The organism is Hansschlegelia plantiphila (assembly GCF_027922265.1).
GTDB classification, from domain to species: Bacteria; Pseudomonadota; Alphaproteobacteria; order Rhizobiales; family Methylopilaceae; genus Methylopila; species Methylopila plantiphila.
In genome coordinates this window covers 113,029-132,909 of the sequence record NZ_BSFI01000006.1, presented here as the reverse complement: position 1 = coordinate 132,909, position 19,881 = coordinate 113,029, and the positions used below count along the sequence as shown (strand labels likewise).

General features: G+C 69.5%; 17 protein-coding genes and 1 riboswitch. Of the genes, 6 read left to right on the top strand and 11 right to left on the bottom strand.

Annotated elements, in window-relative coordinates; genetic code table 11:
* Nucleotides 1-71: 71 nt before the first annotated feature.
* The gene (cbiB, locus tag PKE75_RS05855) at nt 72-1,055 is read left to right on the top strand and encodes an adenosylcobinamide-phosphate synthase CbiB (RefSeq protein WP_271167770.1); all 984 of its coding nucleotides are present in this window, start codon (nt 72-74) and stop codon (nt 1,053-1,055) included.
* An 8-nt stretch (nt 1,056-1,063) separates the two neighbouring features.
* On the opposite strand, the gene PKE75_RS05850 is transcribed toward cbiB, so the two are convergent.
* The 8 genes from PKE75_RS05850 to PKE75_RS05815 form a co-directional block, all read right to left on the bottom strand.
* Nucleotides 1,064-2,536, bottom strand: a complete 1,473-nt coding sequence (locus PKE75_RS05850) for a cobyric acid synthase (protein WP_271167769.1) — start codon at nt 2,534-2,536, stop codon at nt 1,064-1,066.
* 19 nt (nt 2,537-2,555) lie between these two features.
* Nucleotides 2,556-3,161, bottom strand: coding sequence for a cob(I)yrinic acid a,c-diamide adenosyltransferase (gene cobO / locus PKE75_RS05845; RefSeq protein WP_271167768.1), 606 nt, complete (start codon nt 3,159-3,161; stop codon nt 2,556-2,558).
* Nucleotides 3,158-7,324 carry a cobaltochelatase subunit CobN gene (gene cobN / locus PKE75_RS05840; RefSeq protein ID WP_271167767.1) on the bottom strand — a complete coding sequence of 1,389 codons (4,167 nt, stop codon included), beginning with the start codon at nt 7,322-7,324 and terminating at the stop codon, nt 3,158-3,160. Before cobN ends, cobO begins: the two co-directional genes overlap by 4 nt.
* 151 nt (nt 7,325-7,475) lie before the next feature.
* Nucleotides 7,476-8,516: a cobalamin biosynthesis protein CobW gene (cobW, locus tag PKE75_RS05835; protein WP_271167766.1), complete on the bottom strand. Its 1,041-nt coding sequence runs from the start codon at nt 8,514-8,516 to the stop codon at nt 7,476-7,478.
* On the bottom strand, nt 8,513-9,058 hold the full coding sequence (gene cobU / locus PKE75_RS05830) for a bifunctional adenosylcobinamide kinase/adenosylcobinamide-phosphate guanylyltransferase (protein ID WP_271167765.1): 546 nt from the start codon (nt 9,056-9,058) through the stop codon (nt 8,513-8,515). The genes cobW and cobU overlap by 4 nt, the downstream gene beginning before the upstream one ends.
* Before the next feature lie 7 nt (nt 9,059-9,065).
* A complete protein-coding gene (locus PKE75_RS05825; RefSeq protein WP_271167764.1) occupies nt 9,066-9,764 on the bottom strand; it encodes a CbtA family protein in 699 nt (232 codons plus the stop codon).
* Nucleotides 9,765-9,775: 11 nt separating this feature from the next.
* A complete protein-coding gene (locus PKE75_RS05820) occupies nt 9,776-9,958 on the bottom strand; it encodes a CbtB domain-containing protein (RefSeq protein WP_271167763.1) in 183 nt (60 codons plus the stop codon).
* A 33-nt stretch (nt 9,959-9,991) separates the two neighbouring features.
* A riboswitch (cobalamin riboswitch) is annotated at nt 9,992-10,198 on the bottom strand.
* Between the two features lie 57 nt (nt 10,199-10,255).
* A complete protein-coding gene (locus PKE75_RS05815; protein WP_271167762.1) occupies nt 10,256-10,645 on the bottom strand; it encodes a hypothetical protein in 390 nt (129 codons plus the stop codon).
* Between the two features lie 422 nt (nt 10,646-11,067).
* On the opposite strand from PKE75_RS05815, the gene PKE75_RS05810 reads away from it, so the two are divergent.
* Entirely contained in the window at nt 11,068-12,357 is a 1,290-nt protein-coding gene (locus PKE75_RS05810) for a porin (protein ID WP_271167761.1), read from the top strand.
* A gap of 353 nt (nt 12,358-12,710) precedes the next feature.
* Entirely contained in the window at nt 12,711-14,045 is a 1,335-nt protein-coding gene (locus tag PKE75_RS05805; RefSeq protein ID WP_271167760.1) for a carbohydrate porin, read from the top strand.
* A gap of 105 nt (nt 14,046-14,150) precedes the next feature.
* On the opposite strand, the gene PKE75_RS05800 is transcribed toward PKE75_RS05805, so the two are convergent.
* On the bottom strand, nt 14,151-16,262 hold the full coding sequence (locus PKE75_RS05800) for a lytic transglycosylase domain-containing protein (protein WP_271167759.1): 2,112 nt from the start codon (nt 16,260-16,262) through the stop codon (nt 14,151-14,153).
* Between the two features lie 262 nt (nt 16,263-16,524).
* Here PKE75_RS05800 and dapA point away from each other — a divergent pair, with 262 nt between their 5' ends.
* Nucleotides 16,525-17,451 carry a 4-hydroxy-tetrahydrodipicolinate synthase gene (dapA, locus tag PKE75_RS05795; protein ID WP_271167758.1) on the top strand — a complete coding sequence of 309 codons (927 nt, stop codon included), beginning with the start codon at nt 16,525-16,527 and terminating at the stop codon, nt 17,449-17,451.
* Nucleotides 17,452-17,471: 20 nt separating this feature from the next.
* Nucleotides 17,472-17,948, top strand: a complete 477-nt coding sequence (gene smpB, locus PKE75_RS05790; RefSeq protein WP_271167757.1) for an SsrA-binding protein SmpB — start codon at nt 17,472-17,474, stop codon at nt 17,946-17,948.
* Between the two features lie 11 nt (nt 17,949-17,959).
* Here smpB and PKE75_RS05785 read toward each other — a convergent pair whose 3' ends face one another.
* Both PKE75_RS05785 and PKE75_RS05780 read right to left on the bottom strand, forming a co-directional pair.
* Nucleotides 17,960-18,616 carry a uracil-DNA glycosylase gene (locus PKE75_RS05785; protein WP_271167756.1) on the bottom strand — a complete coding sequence of 219 codons (657 nt, stop codon included), beginning with the start codon at nt 18,614-18,616 and terminating at the stop codon, nt 17,960-17,962.
* A 15-nt stretch (nt 18,617-18,631) separates the two neighbouring features.
* Nucleotides 18,632-19,219 carry a LabA-like NYN domain-containing protein gene (locus PKE75_RS05780; protein ID WP_271167755.1) on the bottom strand — a complete coding sequence of 196 codons (588 nt, stop codon included), beginning with the start codon at nt 19,217-19,219 and terminating at the stop codon, nt 18,632-18,634.
* A 191-nt stretch (nt 19,220-19,410) separates the two neighbouring features.
* Here PKE75_RS05780 and rpoZ point away from each other — a divergent pair, with 191 nt between their 5' ends.
* The gene (rpoZ, locus tag PKE75_RS05775) at nt 19,411-19,800 is read left to right on the top strand and encodes a DNA-directed RNA polymerase subunit omega (RefSeq protein WP_271167754.1); all 390 of its coding nucleotides are present in this window, start codon (nt 19,411-19,413) and stop codon (nt 19,798-19,800) included.
* Nucleotides 19,801-19,881 lie beyond the last annotated feature (81 nt).

Here is a 19,881-nt window from a genome sequence, read left to right as displayed (position 1 = left end):
CCCGCCGTGTCGCGGAGTTTCGCGGCCCGCGCGAGACTCCCGTCGCCGCGGCCGATGGAGCGACCGACGCCTTGTACCTCGTTCACAACGCCTTGCTCCTGCTGATCGCGCTCGCCGTCGACGCGGCGTTCGGCGATCCGGCCCCCGTATGGCGGCGGCTCGCCCATCCCGTCGTGGTGATGGGCCGGGCCATCGGCTGGCTCGACAAGCGGCTCAACCGGCTGGAGCTCGACGAGGCGACGCGAAGACGCCGGGGCGTCGTCGCGCTTGTCGTGATCATCGCAGGAGCAGCACTGGTCGGCGGGCTGATCGCCCGGACCTTCGGCACGATCCCGTTCGGCGTGGTTCTGGAGGGGGCGGTCGCGTCGATCCTCATCGCCCAGCGCAGCCTGCACGACCATGTCGCGGCGGTGGGCAAGGCGTTCGCGGCGGGCGGGCTCGACGCCGCCCGGCAGGCGGTGTCGATGATCGTGGGGCGCGACCCCAAGCGCCTCGACGAGGCCGGCGTCTCGCGGGCGGCGATCGAATCGTGCGCCGAGAACTTCGCCGACGGCGTGGTGGCGCCGGCCTTCTGGTGCCTGCTGTTCGGGCTGCCCGGCCTGTTCGCCTACAAGGCGATCAACACCGCCGACAGCATGATCGGCCACAAGACCGAGCTGCATCGCGCCTTCGGCTGGGCGTCGGCGCGGTTCGACGACCTCGTGAACCTGATCCCCGCGCGGCTGTCCGGACTTGTGGTGGTGATCGCCGCGCTCCTCACGGGACGTGACGCGCGCGCCGGGCTCGCCGCCATGGGACGCGACGCGCGCCGTCACGCCTCGCCCAACGCCGGCTGGCCGGAATCGGCGATGGGCGGCGCGCTCGGCCTCGCGCTGGGCGGTCCGCGCGTCTATTCCGGCGCGCTGGTCGACGACCCCTGGATGAACGCGGGCGGCCGTCAAGCGGCGACGCCCGCGGATCTTATCGTCTCGCTCAAGCTTTTCCGGGCGGCCTGCCTCGTGCATGCCGGCCTGATCGCGCTGGTCCTCGGCGCCGCCCTGCTCGCGGCGCGCTGACGGCGCGCTCACGCCCGCGACCGCGCGATCGCGAGAATCGCGTCGACGTCGAGATGCGCCCCGAGATGGTCCGCCAGCGCGTCGAGCGTGGAATCGACCGTCGCCTCGTAGGAGAAGCCGCCCGGCGTGAGGCCGAGCTGGGCGAGGAACGCCCGCCGGAAGCCGTCTTCGGCGAAGACGCCGTGGAGATAGCACCCGATCACGCGCCCGTCCGCTGACGCGGCCCCCTCGGGCCGGCCGTCGATCTCGAACGGCGCGCGTGCCGAGTCGGGTCCGAAGGTGCGTCCCATATGAATCTCATAGGCCGCGACCGTTTCGCCGCTCGCCCTATGGCGCCCCGAGACGCGGGCGAGCGTCTTGTCGCCGCCGAGGACCGTCTCGACGTCGAGCAGGCCGAGCCCAACCGCCTCGCCGGGAGGGCCCTCGACGCCGTCTGGGTCCGCCACGCGCCTGCCCAGCATCTGGTAGCCCCCGCAGAGCCCGATCACGCGGCCGCCGCGGCGGACATGCGCGATGACGTCGGACTCCCACCCGCAGGCCTTGAGCGCGGCAAGATCGGCGATCGTCGCCTTGGAGCCCGGGATCAGCACGAGGTCGGCGTCGGCCGGGATCGGCGCGCCCAGCGGCAACAGCTCCAGCGCCACACCCGGCTCCAGCGAGAGCGGGTCGAGGTCGTCGAAATTCGCGATCCGCGGCAGGGATAGCGCCACGATCTTCACCGCGCCGGAAGCGTTCCGGGTCCGCGACGCCAGGTCGACCGAATCCTCGGCCGGTAGTTTGCCGGCGTCTGAAAACCACGGCACGACGCCGAGCGAGGGCCAAGCAGTGCGTGAAGAGATCGTTCTAAGCCCCTCATTGAAGATCGAAACATCTCCGCGGAAGCGGTTGATGAGGAACCCCCGAATGAGGGCGAGATCCTGCGCCGGCAGCAGCGCATGCGTGCCGACGAGGGTCGCGATCACGCCGCCGCGGTCGATGTCGCCGATCAGGACGACCGGGACGTTAGCCGCCTCTGCGAATCCCATATTGGCGATGTCATTGGCTCGGAGATTGACCTCGGCCGCGCTCCCGGCGCCCTCGACCAGTACGATGTCGGCGTACGCCGCCAGCCGCTCGAAGCTTTCGAGCACGGCGGGCATCAGCGACGGTTTGAGGTCGGCATAGGCGCGCCCCTTGTAGCTGCCGAGCCGACGGCCCTGGACCACCACCTGGCTGCCGGTTTCGCTCTCGGGCTTGAGCAGCACGGGGTTCATGTCGACGACGGGCGCGAGCCCCGCCGCCCGCGCCTGCAGCGCCTGCGCCCGCCCGATCTCGCCGCCGTCGGCCGACACCGCCGCGTTGTTCGACATGTTCTGCGGCTTGAACGGCGCGACAGCGAGGCCGCGGCGCGCCAGCAGCCTGCAGAGCCCTGCGACCACCAGCGACTTGCCGACGTTCGAGCCGGTGCCCTGGAACATGATCGCGGGAGTGGGGGGGCGCATCACGGACGGGGCGGCAAGTTCAAAATTCGATCCCCGCCTGCGCCTTCACGCCGTCGCGGAACGGATGTTTCACCTGCGTCATCTCGGTGACGAGGTCGGCGAGCTCGATCATCTCGTCCTTGGCGTTGCGGCCGGTGACGACGACGTGGCAGTCGGCCGGCCGGTTCTTCAGCGCCGCCAGCACCTCCTGCAGATCGAGATAGTCGTAGCGCAGCACGATGTTGAGCTCGTCCAGGATGACGAGCTTCACGTCCGGATCGTCGATGAACCGCTTCGACATCTCCCAGGCCTCACGCGCCGCTTTCACGTCGCGCTCGCGGTCCTGCGTCTCCCAGGTGAAGCCCTCGCCCATGGCGTGGACCTCGACCTGATCGGGGAACCTGCGCAGCAGGTCGCGCTCGCCGCTCTCCCACGGACCCTTGATGAACTGCACGACGCCGACCTTCATGCCATGGGCGATCGCGCGCATCGCCATGCCGAACGCGGCGGTCGACTTGCCCTTGCCCTTGCCGGTGTGGACGATCAGCAGGCCCTTTTCGGACTGGCGCTCGGAGACGATTTTGTCCTGATGCGCCTTGCGGGCCTTCATCTTCTCGGCGTGGCGGGCGGGATCTTCGGTGGTCATGGGGCCTCCGTCTTGATGTGCGGCGCGCGTGGCGCGGCGCTCTTCACCTCTCCCCGGCGGGGAGAGGTCGCGAGGCGAAGCCGAGCGGGTGAGGGGGCTTCCGCCTTATCCGGATAAGACCGTTCCCCCTCACCCGTCCCTTCGGGCCGACCTCTCCCCGCCGGGGAGAGGTGAAGAGCGGAGCCATCTGGCTTGGAGGTCACGAGCGCGGCGAGGTCGGGCGCGGCGCTGTTCCGCTTCGGGCGCCAGAAGCCGCGTCGCTCGGCCTCCAGAAACGCCTTGGCCATCGCGACCAGCGCGTGCGGATTCGCGTCCGCGATGAAATCGCGGGTCTCGGCGTCGCAGAGATAAGCGTCGTAGAGCGCGTCGAACTGATGGCTGCCGACGGCGTCGGTTGTGGCTGCGAATCCCGAGAGGTTCTGAACCGTCGCCAGCATCTCGGCCGCGCCCTTGTGGCCATGCTCCCGCATCGCGGCGATCCATTTCGGGTTCGAGGCGCGGGCGCGCACGACGAGCGCGATCTCCTCGGCGAGCGAGCGCACGACCGGCGTCTCGGTGCGCGAGGTGTCGAGGTGGTAGATCGCAGGCGCGCTGCCTGAAAGCTTCTCGACCGCGGCCGACAGGCCGCCGGCGAATTCGTGGACGTCGTCGCTGTCCAGCAGGTCGTATTCGCGTGCGTCCTGCGTCTGCACGACGCCATCGACGCTTCCCGCCAGCGCGTCGAGCTCGGCGCGGGCGGGCGCGCCTTCGATCCCTTGCGCATAGGCGAAGCCGCTCGCCGCGAGATAGGCCTCGGCAAGGTCCGCGCGCGTCTCCCATGCGCCTTCGTTCAGCAGCGGCGCGAGCCCGGTTCCGTAGGCGCCGGGGCGCGCGCCGAATATGGAATGCGCCACGCGCCCGGCCGCGCGCTCCGCGCGGACGCGGGCGGCGATCGGATTGGCGTCGTCGGGCTCGTCGCGGTCGGCCGCGAGCCGCACGGCCTCGTCGATGAGGTCGATCTGGAACGGGAAGGCGTCGCGGAAGAAGCCCGAGATGCGGAACAGCACGTCGATGCGGGGCCGGTGAAGCTCGGAGAGCGGCAGGACCTCCAGTCCCACGACCCGGCTCGATCCAGCCTCCCATTGCGGCGCGACGCCCATCAGCGCGAGCGCCTGGGCGATGTCGTCGCCGCCGGTGCGCATGTTGGCTGTGCCCCAGGCCGAGATCGCGAGCCGCTTCGGCCACTCCCCGTGGTCCTGGTAGTGGCGGCGGCAGAGCACGTCGGCGGCCTTGCGGCCGAGCGTCCATGCGGCCTCGGTCGGGGCCGAGCGCGGATCCAGCGCGAAGAAGTTGCGTCCCGTCGGCAGCGCGTCCAGCCGCGCGCGCGTCGGCGCGCCGGACGGGCCGGGGCGCACGAAGCGGCCGTCGAGCGCCGTCAGCAGGCCGGCGAGCTCGGCCGCGCCGGATGCGTCGACGCGGGGGGCGATGACGGTCGCGATCTCGTCGAGCACCGCGTGAGTGGCGGGGAGCGAAACGTGCGTTCCGTCCGAAGCCAAAACTCCCCGTCGTGGTCCGGCTTGACCGGACCACCCATCTCGGGCGTCGAGCTCGATGTCGAACATGGGTCCTCCGGTCAAGCCGGAGGACGACGGCGGTGGGGTCTGGACCGTCTCCGCCACCAGCTGCAGGGCCAGCGCTTCCAGCCGCTCAACCGTATCGCCCGCCGTGCGCCAGGCGTCGTCCGACAGGCCGGCGAGACTCTCGGGCCTTGGGTCCGTCCATGGCGCGGCGAAATCCGCGGCGAGCGGATCGAAGCCCTCGAGCCCAAGATCGCCCGCGAGCGCCCTCAGCAGCGACGCGTCGCCCGGCCGGCTTCCACGCGGCGGGCGGGCGAGCGCGACCAGAAGCTCCGCCCGCTTCAGGCCGACCGGCGAGCGGCCGAAGACGTGGAGCCCGTTGCGGACCTGAAGCTCCTTCACCTCGCACAGGAAGGCGTCGAGCTTGCTCAGCGCGTCGTCCGGATCGTCGGCGATCGAGAAGCCGCAGTCGCGGTCGAGCCCGAGATCCGCGGCGCGCTCCAGGATCTGCCGCCCGAGCAGTTTCGCGCGGCGCGGATCGAGCCCCTGAGCCTCGGCGTATTCGTCGACCAGCGTCTCGACCTCGCGCAGGCTCGCTGTTCCTTCGGCGCGGGCGAGCGGCGGGGTTAGATGATCGACGATGACCGCCGAGGTCCGGCGCTTCGCCGCCGCGCCCTCGCCGGGGTCGTTGACGATGAAGGGATAGACGTGGGGCAGGGGACCGAGTGCGATCTCGGGGAAGCAGTCGGCCGACAGCGCGAGCGCCTTGCCCGGCAGCCATTCGAGGTTGCCGTGCTTGCCGACATGGACGATCGCCTGCGCGCCAAAGCTCTCGCGCAGCCACGCGTAGAAGGCGAGGTGGCCGTGCGGCGGCGGCAGGTCGGGGTCGTGATGGGCGGCCTTCGGGTCGACGTCGAACCCGCGCGACGGCTGCACGCCGAGGACGAGATTGCCGTATCGGCGGATCGCGAGGCGGAAGGCGTTGGCCTCCGCGTCCAAAGTGGGGTCGCTCTCGGGCGCGCCCCAGCGGGAGAGCATCTTGTCGCGTGCGGCGGCGGGAAGCGAATCCAGAAAGCGCTGGTAGGCTTCGAGCGACAGGAGCGGCGCGTCGGCGCCGCTCACCTCTCCCCGGCGGGGAGAGGTCGACGCGGCGTCAGCCGCGGCGGGTGAGGGGGCCTTCGCGTTATTCGGAGACGGCTGGACCCCCTCACCCGGCGCTGCGCGCCGACCTCTCCCCGCCGGGGAGAGGTGAAGAGCAGCGCTCCTCTGCCTGGACGTCAGCGAAGCTTCAAGAGCCGCCGTCATCACCGCGACGACCGCTGCTCCGGTCTCCGGCGCCTCTTCGCCGTCGTAACCGGCGTCCCGGAGAGCCCGAAGCATCACCGCCGTGCTCGCCGGCGTGTCGAGCCCGACGCCGTTCGCGAGGCGCGCCGCCCCGGTCGGGTAGTTCGCGAGGATCAGCGCTATGCGCCGCTCGCTCCTGGGCGTCCGGCGCAAGCCGGCCCAGTTGGCGGCGAGGTCGGCGACGAAGCCGATGCGGTCGGCGACGGGCTCCAGCGCGACGACTTCGGTCTCGGTCGCCTGATCGAACCGGCCCGCGGACTTGAACGCCACGGCGCGGGTCATCAGCCGGCCGTCGATCTCCGGCAGCGACACCGACATCGCGAGATCGCGCGCGCCGAGGCCGCGTGGCGAGCCCTCCCAGGTCGCGCGGTCCATGCCGGCGAAGACGACCTGCAGCACGGGCGCATCCGCCGAGTCGAGCGGCGTCGCGGCCCATTCGGCGCCGGGCTTCGACACCGCGAAGGCGGTCGCGTTCAGCACGACGTCCGGCGCGGTCGCCGCGAAGGTCTCGCGCACGAAGGCGGCCGCCGCGGCGTCCTTCAGCGAAGAGACGTAGATCGGCAGCGCGCCTAACCCGCGTTCCGCCAGCGCCGCGACCAGCGCCTCGACGGGCGCGACGTCGCCCGCCTGGAACTGCGCGCGGTAGAACACGATCGGCGCGACGCTCGCGCCTTCCGGCCACCGCGCGCGGATCACGTCGAGGTCGGGCGAGGGCAGCCCCGGCCAGAACAGGCCGGCGGCGGGGACGGGCTTCGGCTCGTCAGGCGGCGGCGCGCCGTCGAGCCACGACCGGCAGGCGCGCAAAGCGGCGGAAAGATTGTCTGGCCCGCCTTCGACCAGCGTCCGCCAAAGCCGCTCGGACTCCGCCGCCGGCACGGTCGATCGGGCGATCAGGTCCGGGTCGGCGTTGCCGCATCCCGGCATCACCGCGAGCCTGACGCCGTGGCGCTTGGCGATCCGCACGCTTTCCTCGACGCCATAGGGCCAGTAGGCGGCGCCGCCGAGCAGGCGCAGCACCAGCAGCCTGGAGCGCGCGACGGTCTTCTCCAGGAACAGGTCGACCGACATGTTGTGGCGGAGCTTCTGGAGGCTCGCGAGCCGCAGGCTCGGCGCGCCCGGCCCGAGCGCAGCCTGCGCGCGGGCGAGGCCTGCGATCTCCGTGTCGGCGGCCGACACGATGACGATGTCGGCCGGCGACAGGTCGAGATCGACCGCCTCCGTCCCGTCGCCGATCGGCTGGCCTTGAGCCTTCAGGAGATGCATCGGGTTCCTTCAAGCTCGACATGATGTCCCGGCCCTGAGCCGGAACCCGGAGCGGCGGCGCTCGTCAATCTGAGCGGCGCCGGTTCGTTCAATTATGAACCCCTTGCGTGTCCGGGTCCCGGCTCTTCGGCCGGGACGCGAGCGCGGAGGCTCACCCCCCAAGCGCGGCCCCGATCGCGCTGCGGTCGATCCCCTTTTCGCCGATCACGACGAGCCTGCCCTTGCGGGCCTCGCCGTCGCGCCAGGGGCGGTCGAAATAGGTGTCGATCCGCGATCCGACCGCCTGCACCACGAGCCGCGCCGCCTTGCCGGCGACAGGCACGAAACCCTTCAGACGGAGCACGTCGTGAGCGTCGAGGACCTTTCGAACCCGCGCCTCCAGCTCCGCCGCGTCGGCGGCTTCCGGCGTATCGGCGACGAAACTGTCGAAATCGTCGTGATCGTGCTGCGTCTCGCCCTCCATCTCGTGGGTGGTCGGACGGCCGTCGATCTTGTCCTCGACGCCGCTCAGCAGGCCCAGCAGCACGTCGGCGGGCAGCGCGCCGTTCGAGGCCGCCACGACGCGGACGCCGGCGGTGGCGTGGCTCATCACCTCCGCCTTCACGCGCAGAAGCTCGGCCTCGGACATCAGGTCCGCCTTGTGCAGCACCAGCAGGTCGGCGGAGCGCACCTGGTCCTCGAACAGCTCCTCGATCGGATCGTCATGGTCGACGTTCGGGTCCGCGGCGCGCTGAGCGGCGAGCGCCTCCTCGTCATGGGCGAAACGGCCGTCTCGCACGGCCGGTCCGTCGACCACCGTCACGACGCCGTCGACGGTGACGCGGGTCGCGATCTCCGGCCAGCGGAACGCCTTCACCAGCGGCTGCGGCAGCGCAAGGCCGGAGGTCTCGATCACGATGCAGTCGGGGGCCGGGGATCGGGCGAGGATCTTCTCCATCGTCGGGATGAAGTCGTCGGCCACCGTGCAGCAGATACAGCCGTTCGCAAGCTCGACGATGTCGTCCTCGGCGCAGGCGTCGCTGCCGCAGGCGCGCAGCACGTCGCCGTCGATGCCGACGTCGCCGAACTCGTTGACGATCAGCGCGATGCGGCGGCCGCCGGCGTTCTGGAGGAGGTGGCGGATCAGCGTGGTCTTGCCGGCGCCAAGGAAGCCGGTGACGACGGTGGCGGGGATTTTGACGGGTTCGGTCATGAGGGCTCCTTGGGGAGCTTGAGGTCGAGAGGGAGGCCGGCCACCACCAGCGTCACGCGGTCCGCGATGGCGGCGACGCGCTGGTTGAGGCGGCCCTGATGGTCGCGGAACGCGCGGGCGAGCGCGTTGTCGGGGACGATGCCTGAGCCGACCTCGTTCGAGACGAGAACGACCGGACCGCGCGCGCGGACGAGCGCTTCGAGAAGCAGTCCCGCTTCATGTTCGATGTCAGCGTCCGCCAACAATGCGTTGCTCAGCCACAACGTCAGGCAGTCGACGATCACTGCGTGATTTTCCGTCGCTTCGGCGTCGATCGCCGCGGCGAGGTCTCGAGGAGCGTCGACCGTGCGCCAGGCGCCGCCGCGGCTGTCGCGGTGCGCGGCGATCCGCGCCCGCATCTCGTCGTCGAAGGCTTGCGCAGTCGCGACATAGACGCGCTCGAGGCCCGACGCGGTCACGAGGCCCTCGGCGAAGCGGCTCTTTCCGGAGCGCGCGCCGCCGAGGACGAGGGTGACGGACCCGCGCGGAGCGGGCGAGGGCATCGCCGCCTCAGGCGTCCGCGAACCGGCCACGGAGAACGCCCGCGAGCGTTCCGATCGTGGCCCAGAACAGGAAGCCGGTGACGATGACCGCGACCACGAAGCCGTGCTCGAGATCGTGCGGGATCGCAGGCGCCTCGGCTGGCTGCGGCGCGCCGACGATGTGCGGCGCGACGATCAGCACGATGGCCGCGAGCGCGGTGAGCGGCGACCTGCCGTAGGCGATGAGCGCAAGCCCGATCGCCGTCGCGACGGCGGTCGCGATCCACCAGATCTGCCGGTCCATCAAGGGCGCGCCCTCGACGCCCGGCGCTTCGGGCGGCAGCCCGACGCTCGGGGCGAGGGTGAACACGGCGAAGCCGGCGAGGCCCCACAGCAGGCCCTCGCGCCACGACTTCAAGCCGCCCTTGAGTTCGCTCGCCGCGACCAGCAACAGGGCGAAGCCAACACCGCTGACGACGTTCGCGACTACTGTCCAGCCGAAGCGTTCGGCGCCGTCCGCGGGCTCCCATTCCTCGCCCGCGCCATGGTCATGGCCGGCGGCGTGTTCGTGAGGAGCAGCCTCGGCCTTCGCGGCGTTGGCCTTTTCGATGACCTCCGCCTTCACGATCAGCGGCTCGGTGCCGAACTGCTGGAGAACGGTCAGCACGAGGCCCGCGGCGAGCCCGACGAGGGCCGCCACGAAGACGATATTCCGGAAGATGTGCATGACTTATCCCCTTAGTGGCAGGGGAAGCCGATGGCGTGGCGCTGATCGTGCGCCGCGTTGTGCAGCGCCGGCGTCGAGGCGAAGCCGGAGCCTGCGATCAGCACGACGCCGAGCAGGGCGGCGAACACGATCGGCAGCGCGCGGGCCGGGGCGAGCGCGGCGGCGGAGGTCGGGGCGGAGGAGACGTTCGACATCATAAGGCCTTTCATGCCCTCCCACCGAGGGCGTTGGCGTTGCTCACGCCGGCAGGTCTCCTGGCTCGCGGGTCGCAGCGGTCGCGCCGGCCTTCCCGGATCGAACGGATCCAGTGGCTTGGGTCTCTGGCGCGCCGCTCACCGCTCACAGTTGCGGGGGCAGCTCCGGAATCGGGGTCCGAGACCCCTCACCGGATTCCCTTTTGATCCCGGTCGGGAACCGAAGCGAATGACCGATGCGTACCAGACGATGCGCGCGCGTACAATGCGACGCCCGCTTGCGCTTTCGGCTGAGCCTCAGCGCGCGAACAGATGAATGGCGTAGGAGACCGGACCGGCCTCGGCGCCGAAACCGAGCGCGACAGTCTCCCAGACGAACAGCACAAGCCCGACGGCTGCGAGAGCGACCGCCGCGCGCCGCGCCGCCTCGCCGAGGCGCGACCGCGCCGTGGTTCGCGCGAGCCCCGTCGTCACCACCGCGAGCGCGCCGGCCACCAGCGCGACGACCACCCAGTACTGGATGTTGGCGTCGCCCTCGATGCTCCGGCTGTGGCCCACGCCGACGACCGAAAAAGCGACCGCCGAGACAAAGGCCAGCAAGCCGCCGAGGAAGGCCGCCTTTCCGACCGGGGGCGGTTCCGTCGCGCCATCTCCCTTGGGAAGCGCGGCGCCGGTGCTCGCGGACATATCAGATCTCGGTTTTCTGGCTCGGGACACGCTGGAGGGTGACGCTCGGCCGTGGCCAAGGTCAAGGCGGCTGATCGGGGCGGCGACTCGCGTCTGCCTTGAATTAAGGCGGCTCTGAATCCGCTCGGAACGCCGCCCGGGCTGACGGCGGCGCGTCGAACGGTCGGCAGGATCCGTGGAAAATCAGGCGTTCTGGAGCCGATCCCGTGGCATTCCAGTCACACGGCATAGCAAAGCCTGAACTTGGAACCGTCACAATGATGATCGCGCTTGCACACGTCGTCGCCACGAATAAGGTCGGTTTGCAAGCGCGGAGCACAGCTCGGCGCCAAGGATCGTCGGGGGTCGGCGGTTCTGAAAGAGAGTACGGGCGCAGCGTTTCTGTAGCTCGCCGGAACCGTTGAATTCGGGGGAAGTCTGATATGAAACTGGTCAAAAGCATTGCGTTGGCCTCTGCAGCCGCCTTCGTCGGCGTCACCGGCGCGAGCGCCGCTGATCTGCCCGGCGCTGAGCCGGTCGAATACGTAAAGGTCTGCGACGCTTACGGCGCCGGCTTCTTCTACATCCCGGGCAGCGAGACCTGCCTCCAGATCGGCGGCTTCGCCCGCCTCGAAATGACGAGCGGCGAGCTGGTCCGTAACTCCGCCGGCGACACGAAGTCCGACAGCGCCAACCGCACCGGCTACCGTGTCCGCACCCGCGTCTGGTTCGATGCGCGCACCGAGTCGGAATACGGTACGATCCGCACCTTCATCCGCCTGCAGCTGCAGCGCGAGACCGGCGGCGTCGGTCAGGACGCGAAGATCTCGAATGGCCTGACCGGCCTCGACGCGGACGACTCGCTGTTCGACCAGGCCTATGTCCAGTTCGCGGGCCTCACGGCGGGCGTCACGGACTCCTTCTGGGACTTCAAGCCCTACCCGACGTTCACCAACCCGTTCGTCTCCGACCGTACGGTCCCGGCTCTCGCCTATACGGCGCAGTTCGACGGCTTCTCCGCGTCGATCGCTCTCGAAGACGCGACCGCCCGCTATCGCAACACCGCTCCCAACGGCGCGCCGAACTCCGGTCAGGAGATTCCGGACATCGTCGCCAACGTCCGCGTGAAGCAGGGCTGGGGCGAGGCGCAGATTTCGGGCGTCGCGCATAAGATCAGCACCAATCACAACTTCACCGAGACCTTCGGCGGCGGCACCGGCGGCGGCGGCGGCGACAGCTCATGGGGCTGGGGCGTTCAGGCCGGCTTCAAGCTCAACCTGCCGGCTCTCGCCAAGGGCGACTTCCTCTGGGGCCAGGCCGGCTACACCGACGGCGCCGGCCTCTCCTACAACGGTCTCGGCGACGTCAACGTCGGATCGGGCACCACGCAGAACATCTCGAGCTACAACCCGCAGCGCGATTTCGTGCTGGTCAACGGCGACATCGAGAAGACCCGGGCGATCAACGCCAACCTGGGCATCCTGCACTACTGGAGCCCGACCTGGCGCTCCGCCCTTCAGGCGACCTACATCAGCGTCAACTATCGCAAGGTCGACGCCGACTGGAAGAGCGGCATGATCGCCGCGAACCTGATCTGGTCGCCGGTGAAGAAGCTCGATATCGGCGGCGAGCTGGTCTACATCAAGAACCTGAAGAAGGCGGATGTCGCCTACACTGGCGGCAAGGACGACGACGCCTTCGTCGGTCGCCTCCGCGTCCAGCGCGACTTCTGATCAGTCTGATCTGAATGCAAACGAAACGGCCCCGCTTCACGGCGGGGCCGTTTTCTTGTCGTGTCGCTGGCGCCGAGATCGCTCAGTCGGCTAGGGCGCGGAGATGGCTTCGTCTCGCCGCCGCGTCGATGTCATTTAGAGTAATTATAAATATAAATCACGATCCTCTGTTGTAAATTTGCGACGTGACGCGGTCGATCAGGGTCGTTTCCATGCAACGCGCCATAACGCGTTTGTGCGAACAATCCGCTCCCTCTAGGTTTGCTTTGCGGCTCCGCTCTGGAGCCGAAGCGGATTGCGGCGAAGGGGTTCGCCGCAACGACGCATCTTTGGGGCAGACCATGAATCGAATGATGAGCAAGCGCAGCGCGATGCTGGCCAAGGGCGTCGCCGGATCGCTGCTGTGCTACGCCGCGCTGTCCGCGACCCCGGCCTTCGCCGGCGACGACGAGCCGGCGCAGCTGACCGGGGACTTCGCCGAGCGCGGCAAGCTGACGGGCGACTGGGGCGGCGCGCGCACCAAGCTGAGGGAGTCAGGGGTCGAGATCGACATCGATCTGACCGCCGACAGCAGCTACAACCTCGGCGGCGGTCTGAAGAAGGGCAAGGGTTTCACCAGCCTGCTGCAGCTCGGCCTGACGCTCGATCTGGAAAAGCTCGTCGGCTGGACCGGCGGTGAAATCTACGCCGGCGCGTATTTCATCCGCGGCCATGGGCTGAGCAGCCATGAGACCGGCAACCTGCTGCCGATCTCGAACATCGAGTTCCCGCACGCGAACCTGCTCGGCGAGGTCTACTTCAAGCAGAAGCTGCTGGACGACAAGCTGGTCATCAAGATCGGCCAGCAGGCGGCCGACGGCGATTTCGCGACCAGCGACACCGCTGGCCTGTTCGTCAACTCGACCTTCGGTTGGCCGGGCCTCAACGGAACGGACCTCTACAGCGGCGGCCCCGCCTATCCCGTCCCGACGCCGGGCGTCTACGCGTCCTACGAGTTCAACGAGGCGTTCAGCGTCCAGGGCGGTCTCTACAACGGCGACCCCGCCGGGCGCGACGACCGCAACAAGCACAATCTCGACTTCCCCGTGAACGACGGGGCGTTTGCGATCGGTGAGCTGATCTACAAGTCGACTGCCGGCCTGCCCGGAACCTACAAGGTCGGCGGCTGGTACAATTCGCTGCACTTCGACGACATCAAGACCGGCGAGCGCCGCAAAGGCAATTACGCGCTCTACGGCGTGATCGACCAGACGATCTGGCAGGGATCCGAAGGCGGCGGCGATCTCAAGGATCCGACGCCGTCCGACCCGAGAAGCCTGTCGGTGTTCGCGCGCGCTGTCGTCGCGCCGCAGTCGAACCGCAACCTCGTCGACTGGTATTTCGATCTCGGCTTCGACGCCAAGGGCTTTGTGCCGAACCGCGCCGACGACGTGTTCGGCGTCGCCTTCGCCTACGCCCATGTCAGCAAGGATCAGCGCGACCTGGACCGCGCCGCCGGCGACCCGCTGCACAAGGCCGAGATGGTGGTCGAGGCCTCCTACCAGGCCAAGGTTACGGGCTGGCTCAACATCCAGCCGTTCTTCCAGTACATCGTCCGCCCAGGCGGCGGCGACCCGGACCCGGATCGTCCGGCCCATCGCCTGAAGGACGCCAAGGTCATCGGCTTCCGGACGCAGGTCGCGTTCTGACGCTGGGATAGACGCCGAACGAAAAGCCCCGGCGGGACCACCGCCGGGGCTTTATTCGTTTTGATTGCGCCGCCCTCGTGTCCCGGTGCGCTTCTGGCTAGGCTCTCAGCGGTTGGCGCCGCTGGTCATGTCGCGGTCGATCAGGAGCGCGGTGCGGCCGCCGAGGCGGGCGCGATAGACCTGTGTGTTCTCCATCACCCGCTGGACGTAGTTGCGCGTCTCGGTGAAGGGGATGCGCTCGACCCAGTCGACCGGATCGGTGTCCGGCTTGCGCGGGTCGCCGTAGCGCTGAACCCACTGGGTCACGCGGCTGGCGCCGGCGTTGTAGGCGGCGAACACCATGACGTAGGAGCCGTTGAAGTCGCGGGCGAGCTCGCCGAGATGCGCCGCTCCGAGCTGCGCGTTGAACGAGGCGTCGGAGGTCAGGCGTCTCGCATCGAAGGCGACGCCGGCGTTCTTGGCGGTCTTCGCGGCCGTCGTCGGCAGCATCTGCAGCAGACCCCGGGCGTTGGCGTGGCTGACCGCCTTCGGATTGAACGCGCTCTCCTGCCGCGCGATCGCGTGAACGACCGGGACCTCGATCGACGGGCCGACCGGCCGGTAGCTCGGTATCCCGCCGGTCGGATAGGCGAGGGCGTCGACCGCGAAGCCGTTGTTGATGCCGGCCTTGCCGACGACGAGCGTGGCGCGCGGGTCTTTGTAGCGCTGGGTCATCGCGCCGAGCAGCACGACCTCGCCGGGACTTTTGAGATCGTCGGCGAGCGCAGCGACAAGCGGCAGCGCGAGCTCGCGCTCATCGGCGCGGTAGAGCAGATCGATGGCTCGCACCGAAAGCCGGGCGCCGAAGGTCGCCCTGTCGGTCGCGGTCGGCGTCGGAAGCGAGCGGATCGGCAGGTCCCGCAGGCCGAGGCGCGAGCGGGCGATCTGGCCGTAATAGCTGGTGACGTAGCGGGCGGCGCGCTCATAGGCGACGCGCGCCGAGCCCTGGTCCCCCATCGCCTCGAGCGCGCGGCCCTGCCAGTAGAGCGCGCGCGACAGCGTGCCGGGAATCGTCGCCTCGCGCTGCACGGCTCCGAAATGGCGATAGGCGGTCTTGGCGTCGCCCATCGCCCGGAGCGCGATGAAGCCGGCCAGCATGTTCGATTCGACCTTGTCGCTGTCGGAGCTCGGCTCGTCGCGCGCCAGCACCTGATAGGCGCCGCGCGCGTCGCCGATGTCGAGCAGGTCGCGCGCGACGACGCGCCGTTCGACGGACCACGCGTCGGGATCCACAAGAGACGCGCCGCCGCGCGGCGCCCGGCCGAGCGCAGCAGCGGCTTCTTTCGGCTGCTCTGCGCGCCGGTTGAACTTGGCCAAGGCGAACAGATAGCCGGGATCGGAGCGGGCGGAGTTCGGGACCGCTGCAAGCGCAGCGTTGGCGTTCGGGAGCTTGCGGATGACGGCGGCGCGGGCCTTCGCGACCGCGAGATAAGCGCCGCCGGCGCGGGCCGCGGCGCGCATGCCGGCGTCGACCTGGTCGTTCAGGAAACGCATTTCGGCGCGGGTCCGATGGTCCGAGGCCGACAGCAGCGACCCGAACGTCGAGAGCGCCTGGCCTTCCAGCGGGCCGCCGAGTTCCTCGGTCCGCCACGCATCCTTCGCCAGAGACGCCGCGGCCTCGCGGTTACCGGAGGCGAGCAGCGCGCGGGCGAGCGCCAGCTTGCCCTCGGCGCGTTCAGGCTTGCCGTTGGCCGCGAAGAAGCCGCGCACGGTCGGCGCCGGCACGTTTTCGAGCCACAGGGCTTCTTCCGCCCGGCGGCGCACCATGCTCGCCAACGGCCAGTCGCGATGCGCGCGATAGAAGGCGTCGATCTGCGCGAAACCGCAGGTCCGCGACGCCAGCCGGATCGACAGCCAGTCGAGGAGCGTGGCGGCGCCGGGATCGGTCATCGAGGAGCGCAGGGCGCGGGCCCCGGAGACGTCGCCACGCTCGAACGCGGCGATCGCCGCTCTGATCTGCGCAACGTCTCCCGACGACACGCTGGGGCTCGGCGCCGCGCGCGAGCTCGAGGAGATCGCGCCGGTGACCGTCGTGTCATAGGCGACCACGATCTCGGCCGAGGCCAGGGTCTGGGCGGAGGATGCGTCAGCGTCGACCTCGGCCGCCATCGCCTCAGGCGCAGCGGCGAACAGGCTGGCGACGGCGACGCCGCGAAGCAGGACGTTGAACGCGAACATGGCTCTCGACTTGCGGTTCGGGGCCCGGGCGGGGGGATGACCCGGGCGACGGACGGTCTTGAAGCCTCAGTTTCGTCGTATGCGCTTTACGAAATGCTAACCGAGAGGGCGGTCTGCGCCGGCCCGGAAGCCGCGCCGCGGGCTTCCCGTCGCGCTCCTGCGCGGGTATCAAGGGCGGCCGAACGTGACGCAGGCATGGCGTCGCACTCACACCTCCGCGATCAGGGCGTCCGCGCCCGTCCGTGACAGAAGCCGCAGATCAATGACCCAGCCCCAGTTCCACGGCTCCATCACCGCGCTCGTGACGCCGATGCGCGAGGACGGCGCGCTCGACGAAGGCGCGTTCCGCGCGCTCGTCGACTGGCAGATCGCGGAAGGCACCCACGGGCTGGTTCCGGTCGGCACCACGGGCGAGAGCCCGACGCTGACCCATGACGAGCACAATGACGTGGTCCGCTGGTGCGTGGAGGAGGCGAGAGGGCGCGTGCCGGTGATCGCCGGCGCCGGCTCCAATTCGACGGCCGAGGCGGTGGCGCTGTCCAAGCGGGCGGAGAAGGACGGCGCGGACGGCCTGCTGATCGTCACGCCCTATTACAACAAGCCGAGCCAGGACGGCCTCTACGCGCATTTCCGCGCGGTCGCCGAGGCCACCGGTCTGCCGATCGTCATCTACAACATCCCCGGTCGCTCGGTGATCGACATGAGCGTCGACACCATGGCGCGGCTGTTCGAGCTTCCGAACATCGTCGGCGTGAAGGACGCGACCGCGAACGTCGCCCGCGTCAGCCTGCAGCGGCAGAAGATGGGGACCGACTTCATCCAGCTCTCGGGCGAGGACGTCACCGCGCTCGGCTTCATGGCGCATGGCGGCCACGGCTGCATCTCCGTCGCCTCGAATGTCGCGCCGGGGCCCTGCGCCGCTTTCCAGGAGGCCTGCATCGCCGGCGACTTCGCCTCGGCGCTCGCCTATCAGGATCGCCTGCTGCCGCTGCACACCGACCTGTTCTGCGAGACCAATCCGGGCCCGGCTAAGGTCGCGCTCGCGATCCTCGGCCGCTGCTCGGAGACCATGCGGCTGCCGATGGTGCCGTGCTCCGACGCGAACCGCGCCCGGATGCGGGCGGCGCTCGAGCACGCCGAACTGATCCAGCCGAGCTCTTCGCCGGTGCGCGCCTTGGCGCACGGCTGAACGCCGCTTAAGTACATCCCATGAACGCCAAGGCGCCGAACCCGCGCTACAAGATCGTCGCGGACAACCGCAAGGCGCGGCACAACTACGAGATCGGCGAGACCATCGAGGCCGGCATCGCGCTCGTCGGCACCGAGGTGAAGTCGCTGCGCGGCGGCAAGGCGACGATCTCGGAAGCCTACGCCGGCGAGTTCAACGGCGAGATGTTCCTCTACAACGCCTACATCCCGGAATATCTGCAGGCCAACCGCTTCAACCACGAGGCCAAGCGGCCGCGGAAGCTGCTGCTGCACGAGGCGCAGATCAACAAGCTCTCCGGCGCGGTGACGCGCGAGGGCATGACGGTCGTGCCGCTCAAGATCTATTTCGACGACCACGGCCGCGCCAAGGTCGAGATCGCGCTCGCCCGCGGCAAGAAGCTCCACGACAAGCGCGAGGCCGACAAGGAGCGCACCTGGAACCGCGACAAGTCGCGGATCATGCGCGACCGGGGGTAGAGGCTGCAGCCCTACCCGAGATAGCTGCGCACCCGCGCGAACACGGCCTCGAACATCGGCGTCGTCAGCACCCCGGTGTTCGTGTTGTAGCGGGAGCAGTGGTAGCTGTCGAAGAGCGCGACGCCGCCGACCTCATGCTCCGCGGCGTGCCCGAACGGCGCCGCCTTGAGCGGGACGCCGAGCGCGCGAAGCACGCTTTCATGGGCGATGCGGCCGAGCGCGACGACCGCGCCGCCGTCCGGCAGCGCCGCCAGTTCGCTTTCGAGAAAGATGCGGCAGGTGCGGATCTCGACGGGCTCGGGCTTGTTCTGCGGCGGCACGCAGCGCACCGCATTGGCGATGCGCGCGTCGATCAGGCGAAGGCCGTCGTCGGGCCGCGCCTCGAAGCGGCCCTCGGCGAAGCCGAACTTGATCAGCGTCGCGTAGAGCAGTTCGCCGGCGTAGTCGCCGGTGAACGGCCGCCCGGTGCGGTTCGCGCCCTGCAGGCCGGGCGCGAGCCCCACGATCAGCAGCCTCGAGCCGACCTCTCCGAACGAGGCGACCGGCGCGTTGTGCCAGTCCGGTCGCTTCGCGCGCTGCTCCTCGCGGAACGCGACGAGGCGGGGACAGAGCGGGCAGTCGCGCGAGGGCGCGGCCGGCTCGACCGCCGAGAGAACCTGCTGCGCCATGGCGGTCGCGGCCGGTCAGGCCTCGGGCGTGGTGTCGATCGCGGCCTGCCGGCGCGCCTCGCGGGCGACGCGCTCCTGCGGGTCGCGGCCGATCTTGGAGGAGAGCTCGGCGAGGTCGAGGAAATGGTCGGCCCGGCGGCGCAGGTCGTCGGCGATCATCGCGGGCTGGGTCGTGACGGTGGAGACGACCGTCACCCGCACGCCGCGCCGCTGCATGGCGGCGACCAGCGGCGTGAAGTCGCCGTCGCCGGAGAACAGCACCATGTGGTCGATGTGCCCGGCCATCTCCAGCGCGTCGATCGCGAGCTCGATGTCGAGGTTGCCTTTCACCTTCCGCCTGCCCTGGCTGTCGGTGAACTCCTTCGTCGGCTTGGTGACGACCGTGTAGCCGTTGTAGTCGAGCCAGTCGATCAGCGGCCGGATGGTCGAGACCTCGAGGTCTTCGGCGAGCGCGGTGTAGTAATAGGCGCGGATCAGATAGCCGCGCCCCTGGAACTCGCGCAGCAGGCGGCGGAAATCGATGTCGAATCCGACGCCGCGTGCGGTGGCGTAGAGATTGGCGCCGTCGATGAACAGGCCGAGGCGCTCGTCTGAATAGAACATGGTCGAAGATCTCTCAGGTCATAAATCGCTGGAATGGTCTTGCTGCGTCGCGTGCAGGGACTGGTTCGCCCCTCAGGCTGATGCGACTGCGGAGCAAAGGCTTCAATACAGGAGCCTTGCCACGGGAACGGCCCCGCGGTAAAGACCGGCTTCATCCTGCACCGAGCCTCATCCAAAGGAGCGATGGCCCCATGGCCCGCGTCACCGTCGAGGATTGCATCGACAAGGTCGAGAATCGCTTCGATCTCGTTCTGCTCGCCGGCCATCGCGCCCGGCTGATTTCCGCTGGTCAGCAGATCACGATCGATCGCGACAACGACAAGAACCCCGTCGTCGCGCTCCGCGAGATCGCCGAGGAGACGGTCTCTCCGGGCGATCTGCGCGAGGATCTGATCCATTCCCTGCAGAAATATGTCGAGGTCGACGAGCCCGAGGCCGAGACCGTTCCGGCGCTCGCCGGCACCGCGGGCCAGGCCGAGGATGACGGCAGCATCGCGTTCGACCGCATGACGGAGGAGGATCTCCTCCGCGGCCTCGACGGTCTGGTGCCGCCGGCGGAGACCGACGACGACGAGGGCTGAGGCCTTCCGGCTCTCCCATCAGCGACATTCCGAAGCGCCGCCGCGGATTCGTCCCGGCGGCGTTTTCGCGCCGTAATCCTG

Excerpts from the sequence above, each read along its gene's own strand:
- cobN (WP_271167767.1), bottom strand. The coding sequence starts at position 7,324 with ATGCATCTCCTGAAGGCTCAAGGCCAGCCGATCGGCGACGGGACGGAG.
- cobO (WP_271167768.1), bottom strand. The coding sequence starts at position 3,161 with ATGACCACCGAAGATCCCGCCCGCCACGCCGAGAAGATGAAGGCCCGC.
- smpB (WP_271167757.1), top strand. The coding sequence starts at position 17,472 with ATGAACGCCAAGGCGCCGAACCCGCGCTACAAGATCGTCGCGGACAAC.
- cobU (WP_271167765.1), bottom strand. The coding sequence starts at position 9,058 with ATGCCCTCGCCCGCTCCGCGCGGGTCCGTCACCCTCGTCCTCGGCGGC.
- PKE75_RS05805 (WP_271167760.1), top strand. The coding sequence starts at position 12,711 with ATGAGCAAGCGCAGCGCGATGCTGGCCAAGGGCGTCGCCGGATCGCTG.
- PKE75_RS05825 (WP_271167764.1), bottom strand. The coding sequence starts at position 9,764 with ATGCACATCTTCCGGAATATCGTCTTCGTGGCGGCCCTCGTCGGGCTC.
- PKE75_RS05815 (WP_271167762.1), bottom strand. The coding sequence starts at position 10,645 with ATGTCCGCGAGCACCGGCGCCGCGCTTCCCAAGGGAGATGGCGCGACG.
- PKE75_RS05800 (WP_271167759.1), bottom strand. The coding sequence starts at position 16,262 with ATGTTCGCGTTCAACGTCCTGCTTCGCGGCGTCGCCGTCGCCAGCCTG.
- PKE75_RS05820 (WP_271167763.1), bottom strand. The coding sequence starts at position 9,958 with ATGTCGAACGTCTCCTCCGCCCCGACCTCCGCCGCCGCGCTCGCCCCG.
- rpoZ (WP_271167754.1), top strand. The coding sequence starts at position 19,411 with ATGGCCCGCGTCACCGTCGAGGATTGCATCGACAAGGTCGAGAATCGC.
- cobW (WP_271167766.1), bottom strand. The coding sequence starts at position 8,516 with ATGACCGAACCCGTCAAAATCCCCGCCACCGTCGTCACCGGCTTCCTT.
- PKE75_RS05780 (WP_271167755.1), bottom strand. The coding sequence starts at position 19,219 with ATGTTCTATTCAGACGAGCGCCTCGGCCTGTTCATCGACGGCGCCAAT.
- dapA (WP_271167758.1), top strand. The coding sequence starts at position 16,525 with ATGACCCAGCCCCAGTTCCACGGCTCCATCACCGCGCTCGTGACGCCG.
- PKE75_RS05850 (WP_271167769.1), bottom strand. The coding sequence starts at position 2,536 with ATGCGCCCCCCCACTCCCGCGATCATGTTCCAGGGCACCGGCTCGAAC.
- PKE75_RS05785 (WP_271167756.1), bottom strand. The coding sequence starts at position 18,616 with ATGGCGCAGCAGGTTCTCTCGGCGGTCGAGCCGGCCGCGCCCTCGCGC.
- PKE75_RS05810 (WP_271167761.1), top strand. The coding sequence starts at position 11,068 with ATGAAACTGGTCAAAAGCATTGCGTTGGCCTCTGCAGCCGCCTTCGTC.